Here is a 15,911-nt window from a genome sequence, read left to right as displayed (position 1 = left end):
TCAGCGGGCCGTCGCCGTGTACGGCAGCAACGCCATCTCACGGGCGTTCTTGACCGCGCGGGCGATCTGCCGCTGCTGCTGCGAGGTGACGCCGGTCACCCGCCGAGCGCGGATCTTGCCGCGGTCGGAGATGAACTTGCGCAGCAGCGCGGTGTCCTTGTAATCGATGTAGGTGATCCCGTCCTTGTCGAGCGGGTTCACCTTCTTCTTCGGCTTGCGCAGTGCCGCAGCCTTCGCCATTGCTCTTGCTCCTGGTTTACGATCACGGGCGCTCGGGGCCATTAGAACGGTGGCTCCTCATCGAAGTTGCCGCCACCCGAACGTGAGGGTGCCGGTGCGGCTGAAGCCCAGGGGTCGTCGAAGTTGCCTCCGCCGCCGCCCTGGCCACCACCACCGCCGCCGCCGAAGCCGCCGCCACTGCCGCCCGAGCGGGACATCTTCTGCACCTTCGCCGTGGCGTAGCGCAGCGACGGGCCGATCTCGTCGACCTCCAGCTCGATGACGGTGCGCTTCTCGCCCTCGCGGGTCTCGTAGGACCGCTGACGCAGCCGGCCCGACACGATCACGCGAGCGCCGCGCTGGAGCGACTCCGCCACGTGCTCCGCGGCCTGTCGCCAGACGGTGCACGCGAGGAACAGCGGCTCGCCGTCCTTCCACTCGCCGGATGCCTTGTCCATGAACCGGGGCGTCGAAGCGACCCGGAACTTGGCGACCGCGGCCCCGGAGGGGGTGAACCGCAACTCGGGGTCATCGGTCAGGTTGCCGATGACCGTGATGGTGGTGTCTCCTGCCATGACCATCTCCTCGCGCACTCATGCGTTTGCCGTACAGGTTCTCAGAACCCTCCGACAGCACGATGAGGCTGTCCGGGTGGGGGGCTGGGTGGAATGCTTAGCGCATCTCCGGCCGGATGACCTTGGTGCGCAGCACGGACTCGTTGAGCCGAAGCTGGCGGTCCAGCTCGGCCACAGCCTCCGGCGTTGCCTGGAGGTCGACGACGGCGTAGATGCCCTCGGCCTTCTTGTTGATCTCGTACGCGAGGCGCCTGCGGCCCCACACGTCGGTCTTCTCCACCGAGCCACCCGCGGTCCTGATCACGTTCAGGTACGTGTCGAGCGACGGGGCGACGGTGCGCTCCTCGAGGCTGGGGTCGAGGATCACCATGATTTCGTAATGACGCAAGACTTACTCACCTCCTGTGGGCTAAGCGGCCACGGTCCTTCCGTGGCAGGAGGTCTGCGTCGTGGCCCGCCCTGATCCGGGGGGACCCGGTCGGGAGCGGACAACCTGACCAGGATACCCGGCCATGACGATCACCAGCATCGAGGTGACCGACACAGCGAACCGGGGGTCCGCGCCGACGTCGCTGTCGGCGTGGACCCCCGGTCACGTGACCGCAGGGCGTCTCGTCCGCATTCCTTGGGTGGGACCTGGGGAGGAACGACCACACCGATGAGGTTGGACCGGAGACGCCCTGCGGAGCTTTATCATGTTGTTACCTGACGTTATCGCTGAAGTCGGCGCTTCGCGGGGCAAATCCTAAAATTACCGACAATTTTTTGGGCCATCGTCAGGGTCAGCTGTCGCATCCACCGGTATCAACGACTCCGGCCAGCTGCGGTGACGCGACTCGGCGGTGGGTCACCACCACTGTCGGGCACGCGACGTAGGCTCGCCTGCATGCGTATCGGAGCCCACGTCGATCCGACCGACCCGTTGGCGGAGGCGGCTGCTCGTGAAGCCGACGCCGTGCAGTTCTTCCTCGCCGATCCCCAGGGTTGGAAGGCGCCACAGCCCCGCGCGGACACGGAACAGCTACGCACCGCGAATGTCGACATCTACGTGCACGCGCCGTACGTCGTCAACGTCGCCACCGGCAACAACCGCATCCGAATTCCCAGCCGCAAGCTGCTGCTCGCCCACGCGAAGGCCGCAGCGGCCATCGGCGCGAAGGGGCTGATCGTCCACGGTGGGCACGTCAACGCCGGCGACGATCCGCAGACCGGCTTCGACAACTGGCGTAAGGCCCTGACCTACGCGCAGGAAGCGGGCGGCTTCGGTCTGCCGGTGCTGATCGAGAACACCGCCGGTGGCGAGAACGCCTGCGCCCGCCGCCTCGACGCGCTCGCCCGACTGTGGGACGCCGTCGGTGATCACGAAGTCGGCTTCTGCCTCGACACCTGCCACGCACACGCCGGCGGCGAGGAACTGCTCGGCCTGGTCGACCGGGTGAAGGCCATCACCGGGCGGATCGACCTGGTGCACGCGAACAACTCCAAGGACGCGTTCGGGTCCGGTCGCGACCGCCACGACAACCTGCGCGGCGGGACCATCGACCCGGAACTCCTGGTGACGGTGATCAGAGCAGCCGGGGCCCCGGCCATCGTCGAGACCCCGGGCGGCACCACCGGGCAGGGTGACGACATCGCCTTCCTGCGCGCGCAACTCGAGGCGGAGACGGCGGTGCGATGACGACCGATCAGTCTCCCTCGGGCGGCCCCCGACCGACCACGCGCGGTCGCCGGGACACCCGAATCCAGGCTGCCGCCGGCGGGCGGGCCGACGCCGACGGCACCGACGACCAGGCCAGGAAGCCGACGGGCGGCGTGGACCCGACGGGCGGCAAGGCCGAGGCCCAGACCGATGCTGCCGGCAAGACCAAGGCTCCGGGGAACGAGACCAGAACCCCGACAGACGAGGCCAAGGCCGAAACTCCGCGGGACGAGGCCAAGCCCAAGACCCCAGGGGACGAGGCCGAGACCCCGGCATCCGATAAGGACAAGAAGTCCGCAGCCGGGGACGGTAAGGACGGGGACGGTAAGGACGGGGACGGTAAGGACAAGGGCGACGTCGAGAAGAAGGATCCGTGGGCGGCGTTCGGGCCCGCACCCGAGCCGGTGCCGCGATGGTACGGCCGACTCGCCCGCAGGACCGGTCGGCTGCTGATCCACGAGTGGACCCTGGCCGCTCTCGGGTCCCTGGTGTTGGCCGTGCTGATGACCTGGCCGGCCCTGCGCTACCCCCGGCACACGTTGCCCCACGACTACTGGGATCCGAGCCTGCAAGCCTGGCAGATGGCCTGGTCCGGGCACGCCCTACGGACCGACCCGGCCCAACTGTGGCACTCCAACGCCTTCTTCCCGGAGCGGTGGAGCTTCGCCTTCTCCGACACGTTGCTCGGCTACGCGCCGGCCGGCCTGATCGGTAGCGGCCCGCAGGACGCCCTCCTCCGCTACAACATCATGTTCGTGCTGGCCCACGCGCTGGCCACCTTCGGGGCGTACGTGCTGGCTCGGCAGCTCGGTGCGAGCCGGATCGGCTCCGCGGTGGCGGGGGTCAGCTACGCCTACGCACCCTGGCTGTTGTCCCAGGCGGGGCACCTGCACGTGATCTCCAACGGGGGCATTCCGCTGGCCCTGGCCATGCTCGCCCGGGGCCATGGTTGGTCGCTACGGCACGGCTATCGCCCCGAACGTCGACACGACGGCTGGGTCTACACCGGCTGGTTGGTCGCCGCCTGGCAGCTGAGCCTGGGCTTCGGCATCGGCCTGCCGTTCGCGTACGTCCTGGCCGGTACGGTCGTCGTGGCCATGCTGATCTGGTTCGCGAAGCGGATCTTCTGGCGGGTGAAGCGGCCCTTCGGTCAGCGGCTGTTCGTCGCCGACCTGATCGGCGGGCTGATCTTCGCCGGGGTGGGGGTGCTGATGGCCATCCCCTACTTCACCGTTGCGCAACTGCACCCGCAGGCGGAGCGGAGCATCAGGGACATTGCCGCGTTCTCGCCACCCGCCAACAGCTTCGTCACCGCTCCGGCGGAGTCCCGGATCTGGGGCGGGCTGCACGAAGGTGCCCGCTCCGTACTGCCGTGGCATCCGGAGATGACGCTGCTGCCCGGCTTCGCGCTCTACGCGCTGGCTCTCGGCGGCCTGTTCTTCTCGATCTGGACCATCCGTCAACGGCTGTTCCTGCTCGCCGGGGTGCTGGTCGCGATGACGCTGTCGATGGGCACCAGGTTCTTCGGCGGCGACTTCACCTACGTGCCGCTCTTCGATCACCTGCCCGGTTGGAACGGCATCCGTACGCCCGGGCGGCTCATGATCTGGGCCACCCTGCTGCTCGGGCTGCTCGCGGCGGGCGCGGTCAGTGCGTTCTCCGAGCGGGTGCGGGAGGTTTCCGCCCAGCGGATCCCGTCCTGGCCCAGCCCGTGGTTGCGGCTGGCCACCCTGCTGCCGCTGCTGCTGGTCATCGTCGAGGGCACGAACACCACACCGCATCCGGTGGTGCCACCACAGCCGGCCGCCATGCGGACGGTCGGCGGTCCGCTGCTGGTGCTGCCCAGCGGTCAGAACCACGATCAGCCGGTGATGCTCTGGTCCACCACCCGGTTCCAGGACATCGTCAACGGTGGCAGTGGATTCACCCCTCGCCAACTCGCCGACGTACGTCAGGTGACCATGACGTTCCCCGACCAGACAAGCGTCGACTACCTGCGTACCCTCGGCGTGCGCAACGTGCTGGTGCTGCGCGACGAGATCGCCGGCACCCCGTGGGAGGTCAGCGTCGACGCACCGCTTGACGGCCTGGACATCACCCGCGAGGAGATGGGCTCCGTCCTCCTCTTCCGGCTCTGAGAGTCCGGGGCACCTCTGCGGAGGTGCCCCGGCAATCAGGCGGTCGGTACGGGAGTGGGTGTCGGGGCGGGTCGACGGTTGCGGAAGCGGTCGAGCCAGGGGGCGTCCGGGGTGCCGTCGAGTAGGCCGCCGTCGGGGTCGTCGGCGTAGTTGCGGCGTACCGCGTCCTGTTCGGGGTGCAGAATCTCCCGGACGACCAGCACGCAGAGCGTCACCACGGTGGCCAGGCGCAGGCTCGCGGCCAGCACGAACACGCCCTCCGGGATGACCGAGGTGCTGGTCGCGGCGCCCAGCAGCTCGGCGTAGAAGGCGACGAAGTAGCCCACCTCGGCGATCTGCCAGGCCAGGAACGCTCCCCACTTGGGCCGGGCGAGCACCACCAGCGGCAGCATCCAGAGCACGAACTGCTGCGACCAGACCTTGCTGAAGATGAGGAACGCCGCGACCACGAGGAACGCGAGTTGCGCGAGGCGCGGACGGCGCGGCGCTAGCAACGCGAGCGCGCCGATGGCGAGGCAGGCCAGCCCGAACAGGGCGTACGACAGGTAGTTCAGGGTGGGGATGTTCGCGTCGAGCCATTGGAACGGGCCGATGGAGGCCGGGTCGCCGAACTTGCCGTCCAGGTATCGACCGATGTACCAGAGGGTTCCCCAGTCGATCGGGCGCTCGGTGTTGAGTTCGAAGAACCGGTTCCAGTTGTCCCGGTACGGAATCGCCACCGGAAGGTTGACCAGCACCACCGTCACCGCGGCGGCGATGATCGACAGCACGGCGGCCCGCACCCGGTTGGCGCGGATCGCAAGCACCAGGATCGGACCGAGGAGGAACAGCGGCCACATCTTGGCCGCGCCGCCGAGCCCGAGCAGCACTCCGGACAGGATCGCGAGTGTCAGTCCTGTCCGGTCGTCGCGGGTACGCGCCCAGACCAGCAGGCCGAGCGCGGCCAGGCCGATGGCGAGGAAGTCCCAGTTGACGGTGGCGGTGAGCAGCAACGCGGGGGAGAGCGCGAACATCGCCGCGTCCCAGGGTCGTCGACGGCGCAGCGACAGCAGCACCATCACCGTGGCCAACGCCAACGCGCCGAGCACGAGCGCGTTGAGGTTGTAGAACCACTGCCCCTGGTTGATGTCCGGGTTACCCTCACCGGCGGAGTGCACCGGCAGCCCGAGGGCTCCCATGAAGTACCCGGTCAGCACCGGGTACTCCACCGGATGGTCCCGGTACGGCACGGCGCCCTCGTTGAGCCGCTCGGCGTAGTAGAGCGCCAGCACGTCGGTGTAGCAGAACCGGGTGTACTGCTGGTTGTTGACCCAGGCGCCGTCCTGGCAGGGCGACTTCTGCACCCAGTGCAGGGTGAGAGTGAGGCAGGTCAACGCCAGGACGATCCGCACAGCCGTCCAGAACCGTCCTCGCCCGCCGCTCGGGCGGTCGCGGGTGACGGCGTGGTCGCCGAGCGGGCCACCGATCAGCCCGGACAGCCCACGGACGAAGCCGTCGGAGCGGGACGGATGGTCGATGGCACCAGATTCATCGATGCCCGGCGTCGACTTCGTGCTCATGACCGTGCATCCTGCCGTATCAGTTGCCCGGGTAGAAGTCGAAACCGCGACGACACCGCGGATCCCTCACGGACGGTTGGCGCAGGGTCGTCCGACAGACACGCCGTGGGCGGCCGGACCTGGTGTCCGGCCGCCCACGGGTCGACGCGTCTACTCCTGATCTGTTGATCGCGGTGGCAGCAGTCCGCCACCGCCACCGCCGCCCGGCGGTGAGTCCCGACCGGGGGGCAGCGGGTTGGTCGGGATGGTGCCGCCGCCGTTGTTGTCCCGGCCACCGCCCCGGTTGTCACCGCCGTCGTTGCGACCGCCACCCAGCCGGCAGAGGAAGTCCGTCGGCTCGCACTCGGGCTGCTCCGGCGGCGGCGGAGCCGGCGGTACGCCGTTGCCGGCCTCCGCGTCCCCGATCCCGGAGACGTTGGGCAGGTCGGAGGGGTCGTAACCCTTGAGCGCCTGCTCCATGTACCGCTTCCACAGCTGGCCTGGCAGACCGCCACCGCCGATGTTGCTGCCGCCTCGGTCGATGATGGCCCGCTTCTTGACGTCGCGGCTACCGATCCACACCGCCGTGGCGATGTTCTTGTCGTAGCCGACCATCCAGGCGTCCTGGTTCTTGCCGGTGTCGCCGAGCTGCCAGGTACCGGTCTTGGCGGCCACCTGACGGTTCGGCACGCTTGCGTTGTTCTTACCCGGGATCTCCTTGAGCACGGCGGTCACCTCGTCGGCGACCTCCGGACGGATCACCTGCTGCGGCTTGAGCTTCTCGCCGGTGCCAGGGACCTTGTCCCACTTACCAGTTGCCTTGTTCAGCTTCTCCACGGTCCGCACGAAGTGCGCCTTGTTGTACTTGCCGCCGTTGGCGAACGTGGCCATGCCGTTGGCGTGGTCGAGCACGGTGATCGGGTACTGCCCGTAGGCGGCCACCCGGTCGAACTGTCCCGGCGCAAGATCCTCCGGCTTGTTCTTCAGGAGGTCGAACGCCTTCTGCTTGTCGTTCCACATGGTGCGGACCCCGGCCCGGCGAGCCATGTCGATCACCTTGTCCGTGCCGATCTGCTCTGCGATGTGGAAGAACGGCACGTTGTACGACAGCACGGTCGACTCCTGCAGGGTGCAGGACTTGTTGCAACTCTGCCGCACGTCGCGACCGGCGTTCACGATCGGATCCTTGAAGCCCTCCGGTTTGAACGGAGTGGCGTCCCAGTACGACTTCACCGAGATGCCGGCGTCGATGGCCGCGGCCAGGGTGTAGACCTTGAACGTCGAGCCCGGCGGGTGGCCGCCCACGAGGTTGCCGTTCTGGTCGGTGTTCAGGCCCGCGTAGTCGAAGTCCGCGCCACTGTTGCCGCCGTAGTAGGCCAGTACGCGGCCGGTCTTCGCCTCGACGGAGACCACAGCCGGCATCAGGTTCTTCGGCTGGTCCGCCAGGAACACCCCCTTGCGGCCTACCTGGGCGATCTCCTCCAGCGCCTTCTGCATCTTCGGATCGAGGGTGGTGGTGATCCGGTAGCCGCCTTCGCGCAACTCGTTCACACAGCTCGGCTTGCCCGGCTCACCGCTCTCAGTGCAGATGCCCCAATCGGCCATCTCCTTGCGGACGTAGTTGATCACGTTGCCGCGCGGGGAGGCCACGCCGAAGCCGTTGTCCTTCTTGATCTTCTGGACCTTCGGGTACTCGGTCGGACGCTCGGGCTTGCCCGGCGCACCCAGCCAGCCCTCCTCGACCATGCCGTTGATCACGTACTCCCAACGGATCTTGGCTTCGGTCGGGTTGGTCTCCGGGTCGTACCCCTGGTGGGTCGCGCTGGCGTCCGGCTGCTTGATCATCGCGGCGAGGACCGCGCCCTGCGCCACGTTCAGCTTCTTGGCACTGACGCCGAAGAACGTCTGCGCCGCCGCCTCGATTCCGTACGCCCCGCGACCGAAATAGATCACGTTGAGGTAGTTCTCCATGATCTCGTCTTTGGTGAACTGGTCGTTCAGCTTGGAGGCGAGGATCGCCTCCTTCACCTTCCGGGAGTAGCTGACGTCCTGGAGGTTCTCGTAGGCGTTGCGGGCGTACTGCTGGGTGATGGTCGAGGCACCCTGCTTGTCGCCGCCGGAGAGGTTGTTCCAGGCGGCCCGGGCGATGCCCTTGTAGTCCACACCCGAGTGCCGGTAGAAGTTGCGGTCCTCGGCGGCGGCGACGGCGTCGCGCACGTGCTGGGGGATGTTCTCGATGGTGACGAAGGTGCGGTTCTCGTTGCCGAGCTTGGCCACCAGCGTCTTGCCGTCCTTGGCGTAGACGGTGGTGGACAGCGGCAGCGGGATCTCCTTGGGCAGCACCACGTTCGTCGAGTAGTAGGTGAACCCGACGACGCCGATGCCGGCAAGCATGATGAAGACGGCGAAGCTGGCGATCAGCAGGTTCATCCGCTTGCGCCTACGGGCCCGGGCTACCGCTTTCGGGTCACGCCCGCCCCGCCCGGGACCAACTGGTCCGCCCGGGCCACCGGGACCACCCGGTCCACCTGGCCCTCCGGGGCCACCGACGCTGGCCCGCGCCACGGCGGCTCGACCGCCGGCACCACCCACCGAAGCCGAACCGACACTCGCCCGGCCGGCCGAGGCCGCCCCGACGGCAGCCGCACCGACCGTAGCCCGACCCGCCGGTCCGCCGGGAGCCGGGGAGACCGGCACCGACGCACGACCGGCAAGGCCGGCTGCGGGCGACACCGGCACCGAGGCCCGACCGCCGGAGGCAGGTGAGACCGGTACCGACGCACGACCACCGGGTGCCGGAGAGACCGGTACCGACGCACGACCCGGACCGGCGCGACCGACCGAGGCCGAGCCGGCGGATCGACCCGGCGTCGGCACGCTCGCCGAACCACCGACCGAGGCCCGCCCACCGACCGAGGCACGAGCCGACGGGGCCGCGCCCTCAGGTCCGGTCGTCCAGTTGACTCCGCGCGGGTCACCACTCGGGCTGCGGTACGCGTCGTCCGCCTGCCCCGGGTCGTCCTGGCCCGGTATCCGGGCCCGGCCGCGCGAGGAGCTGGGATCACCGTACGAGTTCATTCCTCACACCCTGCCGTCGCGGTGGGGCGCTGTCGCGCCGCCACCGGTTTGCCGTGAGATGCGACACCCGCGCGCACGGCACGGGGGTGCCGTGGTGCCGGCATCAGATACGAATCTTTCGGACTATTCGCACTTACGAGCCGTCGGTCGCCCCGGCCAGGTACGTCACGGCCAGGGCTGGCCGATCGCGCTCGAATCACCGTTGGGCCTCTCGCCTTCGCTGAGCGTTGGCTCCCGCAGCAGCGGCGGCTACCCCGCCGGCCGCTTCATGCTCCGCCTCGCTCTCGGTCAGTCCGTCCCGCCCGAGCAGATACTGCTCCACCAGATGGTTCCAGTCACAGCCGAGGCACACCTCCACCACGAACACCTGGAACTCACGCAGCGTCATCGCCAGCATCGACAACTCGGCCACCGTACGGGCCTGGCCGGCGGACTGCTTGAGTTCGTCGCCGTAAATGTAGTGGACGTGGGTGAGGTTTTCGCTCCGGCAGATCGGACACCGCTGGTCGGTGGGCTCGCCGTGGAACCGAGCCGCGTTCTTCAGGTACGGAGACGCGTCACACAGGTCATAGGTGCCGACCCGACCGGCGACGAGTTCACGCAGCAGCGCTCGCCTCCGAAGCGAGTAGTCGACGACCTGGCGCTGCGTACGCATGCGGCAAAGGGTACGCGGTCTCGCCAGACGAGGCGACCACCGTCACGATCTGTAACGAGCAGACCTCGGACCGAGGGTTTAACAGGAGGGGGTTTGCCCCGATCGGAGCTAGCCGCTACGGTGCGATGTATCGGTCCGATACATCGTGGTGGTTAGCGATCCACGCACAGGGTAATGGGGAGGTTGGCCGATGCTTGAGCTGGCCATCCTCGGCCTGCTGCAGGAGGCTCCGATGCACGGCTACGAGCTGCGCAAGGAGCTCACCGCCAAGCTCGGAGCGATCCGGGCGGCGATCAGCTACGGCTCTCTCTACCCGACCCTGCGTCGCCTCCAGGCGGCGGGTTGGATCACCGAGGCCGCCGACACACCCGCGACCGCCGAGGAGGTTCCCGCGCTGACCAGCCGACGAGGTCGGGTGGTCTACACCATCACCGCGGAGGGCAAGGAACGCTTCGCCCAGCTCATCGCGCAGACCGGGCCGGAGACGTACGGCGACACCGGTTTCGGCGTGCACTTCGCGTTCTTTTCCCGAACCGACCAGGCGACCCGACTGCGAATCCTGGAAGGTCGCCGTCGCACGATCGAGGAACGTCGTGAAGGACTTCGCGACATGCTGGGCCGAGCGGCCGAGCGCCTCGACGCGTACACGCTGGAGCTGCAACGCCACGGCCTGGAGGCCTGTGAGCGTGAGGTCCGCTGGCTGGAGGAGCTCATCGCCAACGAGCGCTCCGGCCGTGCCCCGACGGTCCCGAACGACGGGACGGCCGGCGGCCGACGAGAAGACAACAGCCCGCCTCCGCCTGGAGAGTCCAGGAAAGAGCGGCCGTGACAGAAAAGAAGGAGGCACACGCGATGGGCTCCGTCCGCGTCGCCATCGTCGGTGTGGGTAACTGCGCCTCGTCCCTCGTGCAGGGCGTCGAGTACTACCGGAACGCCGACCCGAACGACCGCGTCCCGGGTCTCATGCACGTCACCTTCGGCGACTACCACGTCTCGGACGTGCAGTTCGTCGCGGCGTTCGATGTCGACGCCAAGAAGGTGGGCATGGACCTCGCAGAGGCGATCGTCGCCAGCGAGAACAACACCATCAAGCTCTGTGACGTACCGCCGACCGGCGTGACCGTCCAGCGCGGCCCGACCTTCGACGGCCTCGGCCAGTACTACCGCGAGATCGTCGAGGAATCCGACGCCGCACCGGTCGACGTGGTCAAGGCGCTGCGTGACGCCCAGGTCGACGTCGTCGTCTCGTACCTGCCGGTGGGCTCGGAGCAGGCCGACAAGTTCTACGCCCAGGCCGCCATCGACGCCGGCTGCGCGTTCGTCAACGCCCTGCCGGTCTTCATCGCCTCCGACCCGGAGTGGGCGCAGAAGTTCACCGACGCCGGTCTGCCGATCGTCGGTGACGACATCAAGAGCCAGGTCGGGGCGACCATCGTGCACCGGGCCCTGGCGAAGCTCTTCGAGGACCGCGGTGTCGAGCTGCTGCGCACGTACCAGCTCAACTTCGGCGGCAACATGGACTTCATGAACATGCTGGAGCGCAACCGCCTGGTCTCGAAGAAGATCTCGAAGACCCAGTCGGTGACCTCCCAGGTGCCGCACGAGATGGCCAAGAGCGACGTGCACATCGGCCCGTCCGACCACGTGCCGTGGCTGGACGACCGCAAGTGGGCCTACATCCGCCTGGAGGGCCGCTCGTTCGGCGACACCCCGCTCAACGCCGAGCTCAAGCTCGAGGTGTGGGACTCCCCGAACTCGGCCGGCGTCATCATCGACGCGGTCCGCGCCGCCAAGATCGCCCTGGACCGGAAGATCGGCGGCCCGATCCTGTCGGCCTCGTCGTACTTCATGAAGTCCCCGCCGGTGCAGTACGCCGACCACGACGCGCACGCCGCCGTCGAGGCGTTCATCGCCGGCGAGGTCGAGCGCTGACGCAGCCACACCGCTGAGGGCCGGGTCCGCACGGACCCGGCCCTCCCCGCTACCCACCCCCACCGCAAGGCGGCGGTACGGAAGTACGTTTTCGTACCGCGAGAGCGGGTTAGGCTGACCGGCGTGCTGTCCATTGACGAGTGTCGGTCGTTCCGGCGACTGCGGCATGGCGGCGGGCCATGGCCGATGCGGAGGCGATCGTTTCGTTTCTCCCGGCTTGCCAACCGCACGGCGGCCACCTGCCCGACCGGCATCTGGAGTTCCTCGGCCGGCATCGTCAGGTCGCGGCATCGGGTGGGCGGCGCAGTCGCGGGCGTCCTGCTCGTGTCCGCCCTGACCGCCTGCGCACCGCCCGGCAGCGCCCCGTCGAGCGGGCCGACATCAGCGGCCGTCCCGGCGACACCGATCGTCGAGGCCCGCTGCGCGGCTGCGGCCGGTACGCCGCCAGAGGTGGTGGCGAAGCCCAGCGGGACGGTCACCTCCCCGGGCACCCCGGAGGCGGTCGGCAGCGGACATCCGATGACCGATGAGCAGCTGCGCCAGGAGGAATTCCTGCGCCAGCAGGCGGCCAACAAGGCCTTCCGACAGCGCGGCACCCTCGACCCGGCGGCAACCGGTGGCGCCCACGCCTGCGCGGCGGAGGTGCAACGCGTCCTCAACCTGCTGACCGTCGGCGGTCAAGACGCGCCCGAGGAGGAAGCCGTACGGCAGGCGGTGGCCGACACCGGGCTGCTGGACGTGGTCGTCCGACCGCCGGGTCGACTCGACCTTGGCCCCGGCGACGGGCTGGTCTTCTCCGGCTGGACCGGTCGGGCATGCGTCTTCGGCAGCGTCCGTCAGGACGACATCACCGTGGAATTCGGTACCCGCATCGCCGACGGCGGCTGCCTCCCCGCCCCAGGCTGACCAGACCCCGATCCGGGCTGGGAGCGGGGTGGCACCGCCGTTTCGCCGAAACGGCGGGTTTTGGGGCGGTCGGACACCGCCGTCTCGGCGAAACGGAGTCGATCACCGCGCTGGCCGCGGCGGTCTGCAGGGTTGCCGTCAGGACCAGGCTTGTTGCAGGGCGACCCGGGCTTCCAACTCCAGCAGCTTGACCTTGCGGTCCAGGCCACCGCCGAAGCCGACCAGCTTGCCGCCGGCACCGATGATGCGGTGGCAGGGCACGATGACCGGGATCGGGTTGCGGTTGCAGGCCACCCCGACGGCCCGTGCCGCACCGGGGTCACCCACCAGCCGAGCCACCTGCCCGTAGGTCAGCGTCTCCCCGTACGGGATGCGGGTCATCTCCCGCCACACCGCCCGCTCGAAGTCGGAGCCGCGCGGCACCGTCACCGGGATGTCGAACTCGGTCAACTCCCCGGCGAAGTAGGCCCGCAACTCCGCCACCGCCCGGCGGGACGTCTCGTCGGCCGGTACCTCGGTCGCGGTCTCGACCGGGCCGAAACGAGTCCCGCACACGCTGCCACCCTCGGTGGCCACGGAGAAGATCCCGATCGGCGAGTCGAGCAGCGTCCAACGCATCCCGCCATTCTCCCCGACGCCCGACTCCGCAACCACGACCCCGCCGCACCCATCCACGAATCCACCACCCCGCCCAACTGACACCCGCCCGCCAACCAACCACCCCGCCCGACTGACACCCGCCCGCCAACCAACCACCCTGCCCGACCGGCACTCGATCGGGGATCGAGTGGTCTCCCGAGCCGGGGAAGCCACTCGATCCCAGATCGAGCATGATCTTCGTCGGACGGTGGTGGAGGCCCACAGACCCGCGCCACAGGGCGCGCGCCGAACACCCAGCTGGAGCGGCCTGAGTGTGCGGGTGGCTCAACGGGCGACGCCCGCCGGAGCGGCCCGGGTGTCCCGGGTGCTCCGACGGGCGTCGGGTGGTGCGTGGGGTGTTAGGCGGCCGAGACGGTGAACTTCTCGCCCTTGCCGAGCCCCAACTCGAAATCGAACCACTTGATGTTCTTGTTTGAGATCAGCTGCTTGGTGCCGGCCGATCCGGCGGAGACCGCCTGGTTGTCGCTGGCCCGGAAGAAGACCGTGCCGTCGCCGTTGTAGTCGAGGAAGTCGAAGCTCTCCCACACGCCGCGCGACTTGGCGCTGGCGATCAGCGGCTTGGTGCCCTTGCTCGCGGCGGTCACGTACTTGCCGTTGGCGAGGGCCTTGAGGCCGAAGAAGCCGTCACCGATGTTGACGATCTGGAACTTCGCCGACTTGGTGACCTTGCTGCTGCTGGCGATCAGCGGCTTGCTGCCGGCCACGACGTACTTGCCGCTGGCCTTCGACTTGATGCTGATCACCGGAGCCGGCGCTTCGATGTTGAACTTCTCCGACGAGCCGATGCTGGTCTTGCTCGCCTTCAACGTCGAGGTACCCGACTTCGGCGCGGTGACGTACTTGCCGTTGATCTTGGACTTGAGGCTGACCGTACCGTCGGCGTGGTTGATGATCTGGAACTTCGCCGACTTGACGATCGTCTTGTGGCTGGCGATCAGCGGCTTGGTGCCGTTGCTCGGCGCCACCACGTACCGGCCGGTGCTCTTGGAGCGCAGCGCGATCAGGCCGCTGCCGGCGTTGACGAAGTCGTAGCGCTGCGCGGTGCCCAGGCTCTTGCCGTTGTTGACAAGCGCCTTCTTGGTGCTGGCGGCGGTGACGAACTTGCCGTTGGACTTGGCCTTGAAGCCGAAGCCGCTGCGGGTGGGGGTGATCGAACCGACCGTCAACATCCGGTCGATCGAGCCCTTCGTGTCGTAGACCGCGCCCGCGACGCCGGTGGTGACGATGCGGTCGCGGACCTGCTTCGGCTTCCAGGTCGGGTTGGCGTGCAGCAGCAGCGCCGCCGCACCCGCCACGTGCGGAGCGGCCATGGACGTGCCGCTGTAGCCGACGCTGCCGGTGTTGCTGTCGTGCCGCGCCGAGACGATGCTGACGCCCGGCGCGAACACGTCGAGGCACTTGCCGTAGTTCGAGAACCAGGCCCGCATGTCGACCCGGTCCGTCGCACCGACGGTGATCGCGTCCGGCACCCGGGCGGGGGACGTCTTGCAGGCGTCCATCATCGAGTTGCCGGCGGCGAGCGAGTAGGTGATGCCCGAGGCGATCGAGCGCTTCACCGCCTCGTCGAGCGACGGGATGGTGACGACGTCACCGAGGCTCATGTTGGCCACGGCCGGCTTCTGCGCGTTCGCGGTCACCCAGTCGACACCGGCGATGACCTGCTCGGTCGTGCCGTAGCCGTCACAGTCGAGCACCCGTACGCCGACCAGCTTGACGCCCTTGGCGACACCGTACTTGGTGCCGCCGACGGTGCCCGCCACGTGCGTGCCGTGACCGTTGCAGTCCCCGTTCGCGTTGGCCTGGACGCCGCCTGCCGGCGGGTCGGTGGGCTCGGGGTCGGGCGTGGGCGCCGGCGGGTCGATGGCGTCGTACCCCATGGTGGCCCGGCCGCCGAAGTCCTGGTGCTTGACGTTGATGCCGGTGTCCAGGATGTACGCGGTGACCTTGCTACCGGTGTTCGGGTACTTGTAGGTCTTGTTCAGCTTCGCCGTGTACTGGTCGAGCCGGTCCAGACCCCACGGCGGGCTGCTCTGCGTGCCGTTGGCCGACAGCCGGCGCACCGGCTCGACGTAGTCCACGGCGGGATGGGCGGCGAGCCTGTCGGCCTGCCGCTGGTCCATCGTGGCCGAGTAGCCGACGAGAGCAGAGTCGAACACCTGACGGACGGTGCCGCCATGCTGCTTGACGAAGGTCGAGGCGAGCGCCCGGACGCTGCTGTAGGTGGCCTGCTTGTCCTTGAGGACGACGATGTAACGGCCCGGCACGACGCCGGTGCCCTCGCTGCCGCGGACCTCGGCGCGGGCCGAGTCGGCGGGAGCAGCCATCCCGGCGCCGCCGGTGGCGACGGTCAGGATGGACGAGGCGGTGGCGAGGGCGAGCCCCGCTACCGCCGTGCGGCGCAGTACGCCACGTCGTTTCACTAGGCGATCTCCCCGTTTGTCGTCGGCAGCCAGCGGCGGCCGGACGGGCAATGGAATGTCCTACTGCGGCAGATGACACGAGCAGGACGCC

The 15,911-nt window shown here is 68.7% G+C and carries 13 protein-coding genes; 5 read left to right on the top strand and 8 right to left on the bottom strand.

All coding sequences use genetic code 11. The features are described 5' to 3' along the window. The 3 genes from rpsR to rpsF form a co-directional block, all read right to left on the bottom strand. On the bottom strand, window positions 1-240 hold the full coding sequence (gene rpsR / locus EG812_RS19995; RefSeq protein ID WP_007073789.1) for a 30S ribosomal protein S18: 240 nt from the start codon (window positions 238-240) through the stop codon (window positions 1-3). A gap of 41 nt (window positions 241-281) precedes the next feature. Next, window positions 282-812, bottom strand: a complete 531-nt coding sequence (locus EG812_RS19990) for a single-stranded DNA-binding protein (RefSeq protein ID WP_013736575.1) — start codon at window positions 810-812, stop codon at window positions 282-284. Between the two features lie 79 nt (window positions 813-891). Next, entirely contained in the window at window positions 892-1,182 is a 291-nt protein-coding gene (gene rpsF / locus EG812_RS19985) for a 30S ribosomal protein S6 (protein ID WP_013736576.1), read from the bottom strand. A gap of 498 nt (window positions 1,183-1,680) precedes the next feature. Between rpsF and EG812_RS19980 the strand changes: the two genes are divergently transcribed. Further along, window positions 1,681-2,472: a deoxyribonuclease IV gene (locus tag EG812_RS19980; RefSeq protein WP_126712446.1), complete on the top strand. Its 792-nt coding sequence runs from the start codon at window positions 1,681-1,683 to the stop codon at window positions 2,470-2,472. After that, window positions 2,469-4,631: a putative glycosyltransferase family protein gene (locus EG812_RS19975; RefSeq protein WP_126712445.1), complete on the top strand. Its 2,163-nt coding sequence runs from the start codon at window positions 2,469-2,471 to the stop codon at window positions 4,629-4,631. Before EG812_RS19980 ends, EG812_RS19975 begins: the two co-directional genes overlap by 4 nt. Before the next feature lie 35 nt (window positions 4,632-4,666). On the opposite strand, the gene EG812_RS19970 is transcribed toward EG812_RS19975, so the two are convergent. The 3 genes from EG812_RS19970 to EG812_RS19960 all read right to left on the bottom strand — a co-directional run bounded on the left by EG812_RS19970 (window position 4,667) and on the right by EG812_RS19960 (window position 9,902). After that, a complete protein-coding gene (locus tag EG812_RS19970; protein ID WP_013736579.1) occupies window positions 4,667-6,190 on the bottom strand; it encodes a glycosyltransferase family 87 protein in 1,524 nt (507 codons plus the stop codon). A gap of 150 nt (window positions 6,191-6,340) precedes the next feature. Beyond that, window positions 6,341-9,247: a transglycosylase domain-containing protein gene (locus EG812_RS19965; RefSeq protein WP_081476223.1), complete on the bottom strand. Its 2,907-nt coding sequence runs from the start codon at window positions 9,245-9,247 to the stop codon at window positions 6,341-6,343. Between the two features lie 196 nt (window positions 9,248-9,443). Then, window positions 9,444-9,902: a DUF5318 family protein gene (locus EG812_RS19960; RefSeq protein WP_013736581.1), complete on the bottom strand. Its 459-nt coding sequence runs from the start codon at window positions 9,900-9,902 to the stop codon at window positions 9,444-9,446. A 190-nt stretch (window positions 9,903-10,092) separates the two neighbouring features. On the opposite strand from EG812_RS19960, the gene EG812_RS19955 reads away from it, so the two are divergent. The 3 genes from EG812_RS19955 to EG812_RS19945 all read left to right on the top strand — a co-directional run bounded on the left by EG812_RS19955 (window position 10,093) and on the right by EG812_RS19945 (window position 12,740). Next, window positions 10,093-10,731, top strand: coding sequence for a PadR family transcriptional regulator (locus EG812_RS19955; protein WP_013736582.1), 639 nt, complete (start codon window positions 10,093-10,095; stop codon window positions 10,729-10,731). Window positions 10,732-10,754: 23 nt separating this feature from the next. Continuing rightward, window positions 10,755-11,834 (top strand): inositol-3-phosphate synthase, encoded by a 1,080-nt coding sequence (locus tag EG812_RS19950; RefSeq protein ID WP_013736583.1) that lies wholly within the window; start codon window positions 10,755-10,757, stop codon window positions 11,832-11,834. A gap of 294 nt (window positions 11,835-12,128) precedes the next feature. After that, the gene (locus EG812_RS19945; protein ID WP_126712444.1) at window positions 12,129-12,740 is read left to right on the top strand and encodes a hypothetical protein; all 612 of its coding nucleotides are present in this window, start codon (window positions 12,129-12,131) and stop codon (window positions 12,738-12,740) included. Between the two features lie 138 nt (window positions 12,741-12,878). Here EG812_RS19945 and EG812_RS19940 read toward each other — a convergent pair whose 3' ends face one another. Together EG812_RS19940 and EG812_RS19935 are read right to left on the bottom strand one after the other, a co-directional pair. Continuing rightward, window positions 12,879-13,358 carry a methylated-DNA--[protein]-cysteine S-methyltransferase gene (locus tag EG812_RS19940; protein ID WP_126712443.1) on the bottom strand — a complete coding sequence of 160 codons (480 nt, stop codon included), beginning with the start codon at window positions 13,356-13,358 and terminating at the stop codon, window positions 12,879-12,881. Window positions 13,359-13,738: 380 nt separating this feature from the next. Further along, window positions 13,739-15,820 carry a S8 family serine peptidase gene (locus EG812_RS19935; protein WP_126712442.1) on the bottom strand — a complete coding sequence of 694 codons (2,082 nt, stop codon included), beginning with the start codon at window positions 15,818-15,820 and terminating at the stop codon, window positions 13,739-13,741. Between the last annotated feature and the right edge of the window lie 91 nt (window positions 15,821-15,911).

It is taken from the genome of Verrucosispora sp. FIM060022, assembly GCF_003977705.1.
Taxonomy (GTDB): domain Bacteria; phylum Actinomycetota; class Actinomycetes; order Mycobacteriales; family Micromonosporaceae; genus Micromonospora; species Micromonospora gifhornensis.
The sequence above is the reverse complement of the archived record's forward strand: the minus strand, read 5'-3'. Positions and strand labels throughout refer to the sequence as shown.

Coding starts and splice junctions, on each gene's coding strand:
- EG812_RS19965 (WP_081476223.1), bottom strand. CDS start 9,247: ATGAACTCGTACGGTGATCCCAGCTCCTCGCGCGGCCGGGCCCGGATA.
- EG812_RS19955 (WP_013736582.1), top strand. CDS start 10,093: ATGCTTGAGCTGGCCATCCTCGGCCTGCTGCAGGAGGCTCCGATGCAC.
- EG812_RS19940 (WP_126712443.1), bottom strand. CDS start 13,358: ATGCGTTGGACGCTGCTCGACTCGCCGATCGGGATCTTCTCCGTGGCC.
- rpsR (WP_007073789.1), bottom strand. CDS start 240: ATGGCGAAGGCTGCGGCACTGCGCAAGCCGAAGAAGAAGGTGAACCCG.
- EG812_RS19980 (WP_126712446.1), top strand. CDS start 1,681: ATGCGTATCGGAGCCCACGTCGATCCGACCGACCCGTTGGCGGAGGCG.
- EG812_RS19975 (WP_126712445.1), top strand. CDS start 2,469: ATGACGACCGATCAGTCTCCCTCGGGCGGCCCCCGACCGACCACGCGC.
- EG812_RS19970 (WP_013736579.1), bottom strand. CDS start 6,190: ATGAGCACGAAGTCGACGCCGGGCATCGATGAATCTGGTGCCATCGAC.
- EG812_RS19960 (WP_013736581.1), bottom strand. CDS start 9,902: ATGCGTACGCAGCGCCAGGTCGTCGACTACTCGCTTCGGAGGCGAGCG.
- EG812_RS19950 (WP_013736583.1), top strand. CDS start 10,755: ATGGGCTCCGTCCGCGTCGCCATCGTCGGTGTGGGTAACTGCGCCTCG.